Source organism: Dellaglioa sp. CoH-57-MRSF-16 (assembly GCF_056782055.1).
Genome location: NZ_JBXAXZ010000003.1, coordinates 127711 through 142488, shown reverse-complemented (window position 1 = coordinate 142488; position 14778 = coordinate 127711). Strand labels below are relative to the sequence as shown.

Sequence of the window (14778 nt, the reverse complement as noted above, 5' to 3'; positions counted from 1 at the left end):
AGGGAAGAAAATATAATGAGTGAAGTTATAACAATTGGCGAACCAATCATTACATTTGCCTCAAAAGATATGGATCAAAGCTTATCAGAATCAGTTAATTATGTGAAAATATTAGGTGGCGCAGAATTAAACGTAGCGATCGGAGTTAAACGCTTAGGGCATGATGTTGAATATGTTTCTCGAGTTGGAACAGAACCTTTTGGCCAATACGCGAAGAGTATTATTTCAGGACATGGTGTGGGTATCGATTATATTAGCGAAAGTGAAAATCATTGGACGGGGCATCAATTGAAACAACTCGTATCAACGGGTGACCCAGAGACTTTTAATTACCGTAAAGGGTCAGCTGCAGCTCATTTAACAAGTGATCGAATTGATGCAATAAATTTAGATGATGTTAAAATAGCGCATATGTCTGGTATTTTCCCAGCTATTTCAGATGTGGCCGAAAAAACATTTAGAACGTTATTAACACGCCTTGTGGATAACCAAAAATTCATTACATTTGACCCTAATTTACGACCAACATTGTGGAAAAGTAAAGATTATATGGTTGCGACCGTTAATGAACTGGCAGGTTATGCAGATGTTGTTTTACCAGGTGTTGAAGAAGGAAAAATTCTGATGGGCAGTGATAATCCAGAAGAAATTGCCGACTTTTATTTAAAAGGCAAACGGACAAAAACGGTAATTGTTAAAATAGGTGCAAGTGGTGCATTTATCAAAAATTCAGATGGTAGTATGAAAACGATTAAAGGCTTCAAAGTGGATAAAGTTGTGGATACTGTTGGTGCAGGCGATGGATTTGCATTAGGCGTTATTACAGCATTATTGGAAAACAAATCTATGGAGTCAGCCGTTTTACGAGGAAATGCAGTTGGTGCGCTTCAAGTTCAGACACCAGGTGATAATGATGGCTACCCAACACCTAAAGAACTACAGGATTTTTATAAAAAGGAAGGCGTACAGGAATAATGAAATTACAAGTCGCTATTGATCGCGTTACGTTAGAAGACCTTATGGAGAGCGTCAGCTACTTAGATGGTGTTGTCAATGTCATCGAAGTTGGGACCTCTTTGATTAAAGATTATGGGATAAATGCGTTAAAATCTGTTACGGAAAAAGTTAATCAATCAGAAGTATTATTTGATTTAAAGACAATTGATGAGGGTGTTTATGAATTTGAAAAGGGATTCTCTGCTAACGCGGATACGTTAACGGTTATGGCAAGTTCGTCAATTGATACGATTGAACAAGTTTATGAATTAACGGTTAATCAGAAAAAAAACATTCTGATAGATTTATTGGAAGTAGATGAGACGAAAATTGAAAAATTACAAAAATTTGATGAAGCCATTTTTGGATTACATTACTCACATGATAAGAAAGATCAAGATTTTGATGCCGTAAAAGCGGTGGCTGAATTCCATGCTAAATTTCCAAATATAAAAAAAATCGCGGTTGCCGGTGGTATTGATATTGAACAGGCAAAAAGATTGGCTGTTCAAGGTATCGTGGAAAGAATCATTGTTGGTGGTAAAATAATGAATAATGAGAAACCATTAGATATGGCAAAAAAATTTATGGAGGTTATTAAATGAGTTTACTTGATGAAATAATGGATGAAATTAACGCGGTCATTGCTAAAGTTAGTGATGACCAATTAAATGGTGCTGAGAAGTTAATTACGAAAGATAAAAGAATTTTTATCTTAGGTGCTGGGCGATCTGGGTTAATGGCAAAAGGATTCGCAATGAGATTAATGCATATCGGTTATACGGTCTTTGTAATTGGTGAGACAATTACACCGTCAATTGCAGAAGGGGATGTGCTAGTTTCTGTTTCTGGCTCTGGGACAACTAAGAGTGTACTTGAACCAACTGAAAGTGCTAAGAAAATTGGCGTTAAAGTAGTCGGGCTTACAAGTAACGGCGAGTCTCCTTTAGCGAAAGTATCTAACTCAGTTGTCGTTGTGCCTGGTGCAACAAAAGCTGATAATAGTGTAAAGTCAATCCAATTATTGAGTACGCTATTTGATCAAAGTGTGCATATTGCTCTGGATGCATTAGTGCTGAAGGTAAGTCGTAGAGACAACGTATCAAATGATCAGGCGAAGGCGAGCCATAGTAATTTAGAATAAAAAATAGCAACTATCATTTTTAAAATGGTAGTTGCTATTTTTTAGGATAACTATAGTTACAACAATGGTTGATTAATAACCGGCTGTTGTTGACTTAATTAACTCAGGTGTTCTATTAAATAACATGTAGGCGTAACCGTTAATGATTTGCATCCCTTCAGTTTCTCGTGAAGAATTGATACGGGTATACGAAACATCATTTGTTGTTAAGGCACTGTTATGATTATTATCAACTGTTAATTTCGAAGCGTTAACAGCGACAAAAGCGTCATCTGTTACGAGGTAAACTTTATTTGTTTTTGAACTATAAGCAATTGATTGTGGAGAGTCACCCACCCGGTTGGCTAATTGTCCAACGACTTTTACGGTGACTTTATTGTCGGCATCTATAGATCCCTTCCAAATTCGAATATACTTACCGGCTGAACCAGATCCGCTACCAATCATTGTGTATGAATAGAAGTTATTGTTATCTGCAAAAGTTAAATTATTACTTTGCATAAAATTACCATAACCATCGTTCCATTGCATATTAGTATAGTTATCAGGTGCTAGCGTTGACGAATTGATATGTTGAATAGTTACTGTGTCGGATTCAGTAAGTGATTTTGAGCTTGTATCACGATACATGTAGAGACCTTTATTTGAACCATTTGTTTTATAATCTAAAGATTGACCATGGCCTATTATGAATTCAGGACCGACTTTAATGATAGATTCATATTTTTTGTATGCATTATATTTAGAAACATAGAAATTATATTTACCTTTATAAGTTGAAGCAGGGTAGTTTGCTTTGTAGTAGCTAAGAGATTGCGATTGACGGAGGTAGTAAAAAGCCTGCCATAATTCTCCAAATCCCTTACTATTATTTAGATTTAATGCGTTCATCTTATCAGTATCAAAACGGACAATCTTACCAGTTCCTTTTTTCGAATCAGTTGAGATTGATGCATAAAGGTAGTGACCATTGATAACAAATCCTTGTATATTACCCCAATCACCACTTGATTTATATGAAGCAGTTAAGAAATAATTTGTTTTAAATTGTTTTGAACCAGTTGCATTATAAGTACTACCTGATTTTGTTGTTGCATCAACTGAAGAATAATTAGGCTTTTTTTGATAGAAATTAGTAGCCGCAGTATTTGCTAATTTATTGCCTGTATCTAGGCTACCATCATGCATATCAACAAGAACATCTGTAGCAGGTGTCCAGGCTGCTAAATAGCCACTATAAATCCAACCGAGATCGTTTTTCCCAGTTTTAACATATGAAAATTTAGCGCCATCTTGTGTTCGTGTTTCTGTTTTGGTGATATATAAATCAGTATCGAAGTAATTTTTTGAATAATGTGTTGTTTTATTTCCATAAATAGTGTTTAGTGGTGCGTTATGAATGTTAGAGATGTCAGACGTGATACGATATTTAGTTTTTGATGAAGAAGTTTTGATATCTTTAACGGTTTCGTAATTCGTTAATGCTTTAGTATTCACATAACCATACAAAGTTCCGTCACTATATGTTAGTTTTGAGTAGCTTACATTTGATGCCGTTGTAATTTTTTTGGAAATGTAGAAAGTGGTTGAGTGATAACTAGTACCATAGTGCATAAATGTAGAAGCACCGTGTAATGCTCTTGGATAACTGTAAACATTATAAGCATTTGTTTTAATTCTAACAGGTGTATGGTTACTATCTGATTTATCTGTTTTGGGAGATGCATAAACGGTTGTGGCTTTGGTATTTATATAGCCATACGCTTTTCCAGCACCATTAACTAGCCAAGAATATGATTTTCCATCTGATAATTTAATCGTTTTTGTGATGTAAAAAGTTGTTGAATGATAACTTGAACCATAGTGCATGAACTTTGATTTTGAATTTAAAGTTCGAGGGTAAGCATAAACATTATAAGCTTTCGTTTTAATTCTAACAGGCGCATGTGCAATGTATTTTGAAGATGATAGTTTAACTTTTGCTGAGACAGAGCTAGATGTACTGTGACTGGCTATCCCTAAGCCAAGTGCTGTAAACAGTAATGTGATCCCAATGAATTTACTGATTTTCATAATTTAGAACTCCCCTATAAAATATATTTTGTGCCTTCTAATTATACATGAATATGACTGATAGGCCAATTCATTATTTGAATGGAACGGGGTTATTAATACTGATCAAAAAGTTATGGAACAGTTAAATACCATGGAATGTAATATAAAAAAAATATATTATTATAAATAGGAATGATATAATTATTAGATATTTGGACAAAAGAATTGTTAAGGAGAATACAATTAATAATGACAAAAAATAATGGATTACTCTCAGTTGTTATTTTGGGATACAATGTTGAAGAGTTCATTGAAGAAAGTATTGAATCAGTTCTTAACCAAAGTTATGAACAATTAGAAATTATTTTAGTTGATGATGGATCAGTTGATGGGACTGCCGAAATTATGGATCGGTATGTATCACTTTTTGACAATATTAAAGCAATTCACAAAGAAAATGCTGGACCTAGTGCTGCTAGAAATGCAGGAATTGAAGCCGCTACCGGAGAATATATTGCCTTCGTAGATGGGGATGATTTATTACCAGTTGACGCATACAGTCTTTTGATGGGGTCGGTAAAGATGACTGATTCAGACTTGGCAACTGGTGCAGTTAAACGATTTAATTCTAAACGTAGTTCACGTTCTTACATTCATAAATTTGCTATTAAAGATACTGTTTATGAAACATCAATTGCAGAACACCCAGAATTAGTTTATGACACAACTTCATGGAATAAAGTTTATCGATTAAATTTGTTTATCGACAATAATTTGCGCTACCCTGTGGGAATGTTATATGAAGATATTCCTGTGATGATGGCAGCTCATTTATTGGCTAACCATATTGATATTATTACTGATATTGTATACGAATGGCGTTGGCGTGAAGGTGATAGCAAATCTATCACTCAAAGTCGAGGTAATGATATTCAACATTATAAAGACCGATTGGAAATGCTAGAGTTAACGCGTTCATACATGAAAAAATATGGGGCAACTCAAAATGTTATGGATGCATTTGATCTGAAATTATTAACAACTGATATTCCGCTATCAATGCAAGATATTCGAGAATCGGAAGAAGATTACATATTAGAATTTCAAAAAATTACAGTCCTACTTATTAGAACGATTAATCCAGAATTATTTAAGCAATTATCAATTAAAAATCAAATTCAATATGCTGCTGTGTTACAGGGGAATATTAAAGACTTAAAAAAATATAGTTATCGTCGTAGAAATATTGGAAAAATTGTTGAAAAAAATAATCGCTATCAATATGAAGATCCGGCTATCTCTTTAGATGTTGCTAAAGCGGTTGATGTGGGACAATCACAAAAATTCGAACAACGAATCTTAAATGTTTTTTCTGATGAAATGACAAGTGAGATAGTTATTAAGGGTTGGTTGCAACTCAATCAATTGAAAGTTACAAAAAAATTAGACGAAAAATTTACGGTTAATTTGATTAACATTATAAATGGGAAAGAAATGCCAATTACGTTTGAACGAGAAACCGTCAAGCGTCGTCGTCATTTATTTAAGCACCGTAACTATCGTTATTTTAGAATGTCATTTGATCAACAAGAGGCATACAAAATATTAGGAAACGGCATTTGGAAAATACAAGTTAATTATCAAGTTAAAAATATTAATGTGACGGAATTTTTAGCTAATCCTAAGCGTAAATTTATAAGTAATATTTTTTCTGGTAATGATTATCAAATTAAAACTGATTTTAGTTTTGACTGGGCATTAGCTTTTAATGCGATGACTTTGACAGCAAATGAAATAAAGACGGAAAAAAATGTTCAAGCTAATCTAATTCAAGATATTAGTGTGAATGATAGTAAATTAGTGGTCTCTACATGGTTAAATAATCCTGAAAGTACGAAGTTAATTGTTACTGAAAATAGTGATGATGAAATTGCGCCTCAAATTAGTGGACAAAAAATAAATGTTAGTGAACATCAAGTGAAATTTGAATTCTCAATAACTGAAGTAGCCGAGTTAAGTTCTGTAACACAAAAAAGACTCCAGTTAATTGATGAAAAAGAATTGAAATTAAGCTATGAGTTTGAACATGTTGATAAACCGCAAGAATATGAAATAGCACAATATAGTTTACTCGTTCAAAAGAATATGAAGGAAATGATTGGACTAAATATCGCACCACATTTTTCAAAACTAATGGATGTCCAGTGGTTAGATAATAGTCGGCTACGATTAATCGCTGAAAATACATTGTTTCAAAGTTCAGCAGAAAAAATTGTTTTACGTGTAATCGATCAAGAGGAACAATATAAATATCAATTTAATGACGTTACTGTCGATGATAACGGTCAAATAATCGTTAATTTGAATTTAATTAATGAACAACAAGACAGTTTCATTAAGGCAGCAAAATATAATCTTTATCTTGATTTTTATAGTGCTGACCAAGTTGTTCGTTCGCAAATTACAACTGAACCAGAACGTGTAGAAACGCTAGAAAGTCGTACAAATCATTTAGCAAGAACATCATTATACGAAACAAAAAACAATTTTTTGGTTTTAAACCAAAAATTATCGTGGGATAAGCAGGACGCAACCAAACGAAAACGGGCAATTAACTTCTCACTATATTACCCGCTACAACGTTTATTACCTTTAAAGAAGAAAACGATTGTCTTTGATAGTTATTGGGGCGCTTATTTCAATGGTAATGAAAAAGCCATTTATGATTATGTCCAAGAAAACATGCCAGATTATGAATGTGTCTGGTTATTCAAGGATCCGAATACAACAATAACCGGCAATGGTAAACGAGTTCGCTACTTCAGTAAAAAGTATTGGTATTACATGGCGCGAGCTAAGTATTTTATTGAAAATACTAACCTCCCTAACCAATATGCAAAACGAAAAGGACAAGTTGAAGTTCAATCGTTACATGGAACCTTCATGAAAACGATGGGATTTGATGAACCTTATTTCAAAGATGGTTCAAAAGGACGTCAGAATAATTTCATGAAACGAATTAAGCGTTGGGATTATCTTGTTTCACCTTCGCCATATATGGATGAAACAGCTAGTCACGCATTTAATTTTGAAAAAGAGGTTGTTCACTCTGGCTTCCCAAGAAATGATGTACTTTATAAAAAGAATAATGAAACTGATATCCTTAAAATTAAAGAATCTATTGGCATGCCATTGGATAAAAAGGTCGTATTATATGCACCAACCTACCGAAATAAAGACGGATTTGATTTTGAGTTAGATATTAAACAAATGCAAGCTAAATTGAGTGACGAATATGTGTTATTGGTAAGGCTACATTATTTCGTTGCCAATAAAATTGATCTAACTGAATTTGAAGGATTTACTTTTGATGTGTCTAATTATCCAACAGTTGAAGATTTATATTTAATTGCGGATACGTTAATTACTGATTATAGTTCAGTAATGTTTGATTACGCACATCTTAAACGACCAATGATTTTCTTTGCATATGATTTAAAAGATTATACAGAAGATACACGAGGTGTTTATCTCGATTATAATGGTACGGTTCCAGGACCAATTGTGGATACAACGGCAAAAATAATTGACGAATTAAGCGATTTTAATCATCTACAGACAACCTACGCGCAACAATTGATTGAATTTTATGATAAATTTTGTACGTATGGTCGTCAAGGGGATGCTTCAAAGCAAGTTTTTGAAGCAATGATTAGCGATCACTTATTACCACAAGAACCAAGCGTTCAAGTAATTAGAAATAAAATTAAAAAGATCGTTAAGTTTAATAAATGGTATCCAAAAGCATTTGGTATTATCGGTAAAATGTCAAAGAAAGATATTATTATATTTGAAAGTTTCTTTGGTCGTAAATATAGTGATAATCCAAAAGCTATCTATGAATACATGAAAGACCGTTACCCTAAATATAAGATGTACTGGAATGTGAACCAGGATTATGTTGCTTATTTTAAAGAAAATCATATTCCCTATGTGACACGATTCTCATTTAAAGGTATTTTCAAACAAGCTCGAGCAAAATATTGGTTTACGAATGTTCGTCGACCATTATGGTGGGTTAAACCTGAAGGTACAACAATTGTTCAGACATGGCATGGTACGCCATTAAAAACGATTGGTGTTGACGTAAATACAGGGTCAATGCCTGGCGTTGATGCTGCTAAATATCATAGCCAAGTTACAAAAGATTCTGATCGTTGGGATTATTCTGTTACGCCAAATGAATATTCGTCAGATATTTTCAGACGTGCATTCCGTTTGAACCGTAACCAAATGATTAATTCTGGCTATCCTAGAAATGATATTTTAACGAATTATACACAGACAGATATCAATCGTATTAAAGCAAGTTTAGAAATTAATCCAAACAAAAAAGTTATTCTATATGCACCTACTTGGAGAGATAATGAATACGTTAAAGCTGATTATTTCACGGCTAAGTTACATCTTGATTTAGATAAGATGAAAGCAGAACTTGGCGATGATATTATCGTTCTTGTTAGAACGCATTATTTAATTGCTAACTCATTAGATTTAACTGATTATGAAGGCTTTGCGCTGAACGTTGCTGATTATGAAGATATTAATGATTTATATCTTATTAGTGATCTGTTGATTACAGATTATTCATCTGTTTTCTTTGATTTTGCAGCGTTAAAACGTCCTATTATTTTCTTTGCATATGATTTAGATGAGTATGCAAATGATATTCGTGGTTTTTACTTTGACTACGAAAAAGAAGTACCAGGACCAATCGTTAAGGATACAGATGCTGTCATTACTGAGATTAAACGAGCATTTGCAACGGATGAACGCCATCACAATTATGATCAATTTGTAGCGACTTATAATGCTTGGGATGATGGACATGCAACTGAACGGTTAGTTGATTTTGTCATGAATGGACGCGTTTATGAAGCTCAAGAAACAGTAGTTGAAGAAACGACCGTCCATGTTCAAGATGGTGCTGAAGTTTGGTCAAAGGTTTATGGATCTAAAAATTATAAATTTGTAAAAAATATTGATGCCAGAGTTACAAATGAAGGTATCGTGAATAAAACGGGTTATTTAATTGATCCTATTCAAAAAAATAAAGTCGGTTCGACATTACTGTTTATCACGATGAGTGATGGGACAACCGGTTGGATTGATAAAAGTGAAGTAATCAATTAAGCAGTTTAAAGACGCCATTTGGCGTCTTTTTTTTGAATTAATTTATCGTTCAATAATGAGGATAAGTGAAACGCTATAATTGTTAGACAGGTTACGGTATAATGAAATTACTATACATAAATTAAAGGAGAACCATATCGATGCTTGATAGATTAAAAAAGTCTAAATTGATGTTTTGGTCACTTGAATTATTAATCGTTGCCTCGTTAATTTGGATGTGTACAAAAATAAGTTTTATTTTTAGTCCAATAGGAACGTTTATTTCCACATTATTTATTCCGATTATTATATCTGGGTTTTTATTTTATTTATTTAATCCGGTCGTTAAATTTTTAATGAAAATAAAAATCAAAAAATTCAAATTTTCTCGAACGTTGTCAGTTGCCATTCTATTTGTATTCCTAGCAATTCTTTTAGTTGCCTTAATAGGGTACCTGATTCCGAGAGTAGTCAGTCAGCTAAGTCAATTGGTGGTTAACCTACCAGATTATGCAAATGCAGTTAGTGAGTCGTCAAAAGATACGTTTAATCATTTAAATAAATATGCTTGGTTTAAAGAAATTGATTTTACTAGCTATTTAAACCAGTTTGAAAATTCTATTGGGACCTACTTCAAATCAATTGCAACCAATTTGACGAACTCGATAGGATCAATGATTGGGGTTGTAACGAGTGTGACAGTTGTTGCACTGACAGTACCTGTGATGTTGTTCTATATGTTAAAAGATGGTCAAAAACTAGTCCCAACGCTTAAAAAACTTGTTCCAGAAAAACATGGGGATGAGCTCGTTGAGTTACTTGACCGCATGGGTGATACAATTTCAGCGTACATTGGTGGACAAGCTATTGAATGTATTTTCGTTGGGGTATTTACCGCTATTGGTTATTCAATTATTGGTATGCCGTATATTTTGTTACTAGGAGTTGTGGCTGGCCTTGCTAATATTATTCCTTATATTGGACCCTATATTGGTATTTTCCCAGCACTGATTATTGCGGTAACACAGTCTACTCAAATGGTTATTTTTGTCGTGATTGTTGTGTTAATTGTCCAACAAATTGATGGTAATTTTGTCTATCCTAATGTTATAGGCAAATCATTAAATATACATCCATTGACGATTATTGTATTATTACTAGTAGCTGGTAACATTGCTGGGCTTCTAGGAATGATTTTAGGAATTCCCTTATATGCTGTTGTAAAAGTTGTTATTAAATACTTTTACGATATTAGACAATTGCAGGAAAAATAAGACAGTCATAACAGTTTATGATAAAATAAATTATTATTGATAACGACGGAGGAGCAAAAACATGAAAAAAATAATTACTTATGGAACATTCGATTTATTACACAAGGGTCATGTACGTATTTTACAACGCGCTAAAGCAATGGGCGACCATTTAACAGTTTGTATTTCAACAGATGAATTTAACGCAATTAAAGGGAAAAAGGCTTACACATCATATGAAGATCGTAAGTTCATTTTAGAAGCAATTAAGTACGTAGATGAAGTGATTCCAGAAACTGAATGGGACCAAAAAATTAGTGACGTCGTCGATAATCAGATTGATACATTTGTGATGGGTGATGATTGGGCAGGTAAGTTTGACTTTTTAAGCGATTACTGTGAAGTTATTTACTTACCAAGAACAGATGGTATTTCAACAACAAAAATTAAAAAAGATTTAGGGATGAACTTGTAAAATATTTTATTATTTTATCTTTTGTAGTAAGGAGAACAAAATAATGAATGAAATTAAAAAAATAGTCCAAAAAGTGGTTAAGCGGATTGGTCGCCAAATTTTAATAACGTTAAATGATTTTACAATTAAATTTTCAATTAAAAAACACCAAGTTGTCTTTGAAAGCTTTAATGGGCGCGATGTTAACGATAACCCGATGGCCATTTACAAGCAGACTAGACGAGATCTTGGTGAAGAAAATGCGAAGCTTTTATATTTTAGCGTTAAACCAAGCATGTACACTAAATTAAAAGAACAATATCCGGAAATTAATTTAATTAAACGCTTTGGATTTTCTTGGACTATCAAAATGGCGAGGGCTGAATTTTGGGTCTTTAATTCAAGATTACCTATTTGGTGGAAAAAGAATCCGAAGACTACATATATACAAACATGGCACGGGACACCGTTGAAACATTTAGGAATGGATATTGAAAATGTTTCAATGCCAGGTACAACGACAGCGTTATACCATGCTAATTTTAAAGTGGAAACAGCACGTTGGGATTATTTAATAGCGCCTAATCATTATTCAAAGCAAATTTTTGAAAGTGCATTTGCTTTTAAAAATAAATCCTTGGATATTGGATACCCAAGGAATGACATTTTATATGCGGATAATAATGAAAAAGATATTAGAGCTTTAAAGAAAACGTATCTTGGTAATGAAGATGCTAAAGTGGTTCTTTATGCGCCAACATGGCGTGATGATAGCTTTTATACTCAGGGTGTTTATAAATTCGAAATGGCTTTTTCATTCGAATCATTCTTTCAACATGTATCAGACGATACTATTTTAATTATGCGGCCTCATTATTTAGTTAAGAATAGTATTAATATCGAAGGATTTGAAGATCGTGTTAAAATAATGGCAGATGAAAATATTACTGAATTATATTTAATGAGTGATATGATGATTACGGATTATTCGTCAGTGATGTTTGATTTTGCTAATTTGAATCGACCAATGATGTTTTATTGTTATGATTTAGAACATTATCGGGATGAACTACGCGGCTTTTATATCAACTTTGAGATGGAAGCGCCAGGACCAATCGTAGAAAAAGAACCAGATTTCTATAAACAATTGGATGTCTATACGCAAAATGGTGATTATCCTGGTTACGAAAAACAATTTAAAGATTTTCAAAATAAATTTATTGAATGGGATAATGGAAAAGCTTCTCAAAAAGTTTCTGACATTATCTTAGGTAAGTAAGCATATTCTCCTTTTGGGAGGATATGCTTTTTATTTTTTAAAATATAAATACTGATAACATCGGATAAGATGTTAATTTTTAGTGATTAATGGTAGAATTGTATAAGCGTAAGTGTATACATGTTATTATTGAGAATTAAAATAACTGAATGATTAATGGTGATAAAATGGAAGATTATAAAATTCGATTAGAGTATGTTACAAAAGGTATAACAAGTAAAAAAAATCGAAAAATTGATAAAGATTCGAAAGATATTTATTGGGCTTTAAGGGGCATCTCGTTTGATATTTATCGTGGTGAATTTTTTGGTATTATTGGCATGGGTGGCTCAGGGAAAGCAACGTTATCTGACATTCTAGCCGGTAAAGCCAAACAAACAACGGGTTTTCTAACGATGGCCGGTCACACGACGATTGTATCATATGAGACACAATTAAAACGCGATAAAACGGCTGTGCAAAATATTCAAGAAGCAATTACTGATTCTAAGATTGATTACAAAAATAGTGATCAAACTTTGAATAATGTTTTAAATTTTGCTGACTTAGGGGTATTAAAAGAAAGTAAAATTGAAGATTACTCTCCCGATATGCGTGCGCGAGTTGAGTTAGCAATGGCCTTCTTCATTGAACCTGATATTATTATTTTAGATGGTATTCTATCAGCATTAGATGATATTTTTTATCAAAAAACGGTTGATAAAATTAAAAGCCTACAAACAGAGGGCAAAACTTTTGTACTTGCTAGTCAAGATTTACAACAAATGGAGTTCTTAACAGACAGAATTGCCTGGATTCAAAACGGTCAACTGATGGATATCGGTGAGTCTGAAAAAGTCGTTATGAGTTATTTAGATTTTGTTGCTTGGTACGATAGTTTGACTGATGAGAAACGAAGTGAGTACGATAAACAACGTGATTCAGAACGTAAATCATTTAGTGTAGAGACCTTATATACACAATATAAAAAAACGCATTTTGATCCTGATATGCCTCGATCAATTGAGTTGCGTCGTAGAGATGCCTTTTATAACGGACAAGCATTTGACGATACAAAATATTTTTTAAAAAAGAAAAATGGTAAAAAGCACGGTAAACTAGCTTTGATGGTTATTGGTATTTTGATTTTAGCAGTGATAGGAACAGTTTCTGCCAAGTATGTTCAAATGAACAATGACAAGCAAGAATCGAGTTCAATCGCCCAACGTCAGAAGTCTGTAAGTGAATCAAAAAAAATAGCAATTTCAAGCTCAATTAGTAGAGCTGATGTCTCTAAAAAAGTGGTGGCATCTTCTAAATCTAAATCAGCTAAAGCTGCTTCAAGCAAGTCAGCCAAACGGTCTGCTGAAAAAAAGCGGCAGAATGAGTCGCTTGCTAAAGCTAAGGCAGAAAGTGAATCCGTTCTAGCTAGAGAGTCATCTGAAAGGGTGGCTAGTTCTGAGTCAGCAGCAAAAGAAAGTAGTGAAAAGAAGGAAAGTAGTGAAAAGAAAGAAAGTATCAGTAAAATTAGTACGAAGATGTTTGAGGTAGGTAGTGGGGATAGTTTATCAAGTATCGCGACTGCCAATGATACAACCAGTGATCAATTGATGGACATCAATGAATTATCATCAAATCTTTTGCATGTAGGACAAAAAATAAAAGTACCTAAATAAATGTGAGTTAACTCGGAGGAAGTTATGAAATTAAGAACGAAAGTAATTATTGGTATAGTTGCAGTTGTGTGTATCGGTGGTGGGACGATATTAGCTAGTACGAAGGCTGGTCATGACGTCGTTGAGTGGGTTGCTACTCGTGGGTCATCTGACCAACAAAAAAAGGAGTACGCTGAACAACAAAAATTAGCTGAATCGAAATATGGTAAGAGTAAGTCTAGTGAAAAATCAAAACCAAAATCAAAAAAGAAGAAAACTGAAAAGAAAAAATCTGTGTCTAAAAAAAGTAAATCAACGTCGTCTTCGTCGTCAAGTTCTAATATTGATACGGATACGATAACTGTTGTTTATGGTGATTCATTGTCATCTATTGCGTTAAGCCATGATATGACAGTGAAGGAACTAATTGCATTAAATGACATGGAAAATACAACATTAAGACCTGGGCAAACGCTTAAGGTCGTTGCTGGAAGTGGAAAAAGTATAGATACTACATCTTCAGATACAACAGGCACAGATAATACAAGTTCTGATAATACTACTTCAGACAACACAACAAGTTCATACTCTAATGACGATACAACTTCAGATAGTACAAGTACAGCAAGTTCATACTCTAATGCTGATACAAGCTCAGATAGTACAACAAGTTCAGATACTTCTAGTACCGATAACACAACAAGATCATATTCTAGTTCAACATCAGATACAACTAGTTCAACGAGCTCAACTAGTGATGAGACAACTAGCAATTAGCAATCGGATTTCTG

General features: G+C 33.4%; 10 protein-coding genes. 9 read left to right on the top strand and 1 reads right to left on the bottom strand.

The features are described 5' to 3' along the window. The first annotated feature begins 15 nt into the window (after positions 1-15). From AC1RPH_RS04355 to hxlB, 3 genes are read left to right on the top strand one after another with little or no spacing between them, the layout of a single operon-like run. Positions 16-975: a sugar kinase gene (locus AC1RPH_RS04355; protein ID WP_481761515.1), complete on the top strand. Its 960-nt coding sequence runs from the start codon at positions 16-18 to the stop codon at positions 973-975. Further along, complete coding sequence (locus AC1RPH_RS04350; protein ID WP_481761514.1) at positions 975-1601, top strand: orotidine 5'-phosphate decarboxylase / HUMPS family protein; 627 nt, start codon at positions 975-977, stop codon at positions 1599-1601. The genes AC1RPH_RS04355 and AC1RPH_RS04350 overlap by 1 nt, the downstream gene beginning before the upstream one ends. Continuing rightward, positions 1598-2140 carry a 6-phospho-3-hexuloisomerase gene (hxlB, locus tag AC1RPH_RS04345; protein ID WP_481761513.1) on the top strand — a complete coding sequence of 181 codons (543 nt, stop codon included), beginning with the start codon at positions 1598-1600 and terminating at the stop codon, positions 2138-2140. Before AC1RPH_RS04350 ends, hxlB begins: the two co-directional genes overlap by 4 nt. A gap of 72 nt (positions 2141-2212) precedes the next feature. On the opposite strand, the gene AC1RPH_RS04340 is transcribed toward hxlB, so the two are convergent. After that, entirely contained in the window at positions 2213-4213 is a 2001-nt protein-coding gene (locus AC1RPH_RS04340) for a hypothetical protein (protein ID WP_481761512.1), read from the bottom strand. Between the two features lie 231 nt (positions 4214-4444). Here AC1RPH_RS04340 and AC1RPH_RS04335 point away from each other — a divergent pair, with 231 nt between their 5' ends. The 6 genes from AC1RPH_RS04335 to AC1RPH_RS04310 all read left to right on the top strand — a co-directional run bounded on the left by AC1RPH_RS04335 (position 4445) and on the right by AC1RPH_RS04310 (position 14764). After that, positions 4445-9388 (top strand): CDP-glycerol glycerophosphotransferase family protein, encoded by a 4944-nt coding sequence (locus AC1RPH_RS04335; protein WP_481761511.1) that lies wholly within the window; start codon positions 4445-4447, stop codon positions 9386-9388. A 140-nt stretch (positions 9389-9528) separates the two neighbouring features. Beyond that, a complete protein-coding gene (locus AC1RPH_RS04330) occupies positions 9529-10641 on the top strand; it encodes an AI-2E family transporter (protein WP_481761510.1) in 1113 nt (370 codons plus the stop codon). Between the two features lie 61 nt (positions 10642-10702). Continuing rightward, positions 10703-11095 carry a glycerol-3-phosphate cytidylyltransferase gene (gene tagD, locus AC1RPH_RS04325; RefSeq protein WP_481761509.1) on the top strand — a complete coding sequence of 131 codons (393 nt, stop codon included), beginning with the start codon at positions 10703-10705 and terminating at the stop codon, positions 11093-11095. Between the two features lie 52 nt (positions 11096-11147). After that, positions 11148-12353 (top strand): CDP-glycerol glycerophosphotransferase family protein, encoded by a 1206-nt coding sequence (locus AC1RPH_RS04320; RefSeq protein WP_481761627.1) that lies wholly within the window; start codon positions 11148-11150, stop codon positions 12351-12353. Positions 12354-12502: 149 nt separating this feature from the next. Next, positions 12503-14008 (top strand): ATP-binding cassette domain-containing protein, encoded by a 1506-nt coding sequence (locus AC1RPH_RS04315; protein ID WP_481761508.1) that lies wholly within the window; start codon positions 12503-12505, stop codon positions 14006-14008. A gap of 24 nt (positions 14009-14032) precedes the next feature. After that, positions 14033-14764 carry a LysM peptidoglycan-binding domain-containing protein gene (locus AC1RPH_RS04310; protein WP_481761507.1) on the top strand — a complete coding sequence of 244 codons (732 nt, stop codon included), beginning with the start codon at positions 14033-14035 and terminating at the stop codon, positions 14762-14764. The last annotated feature ends 14 nt before the right edge of the window (positions 14765-14778 follow it).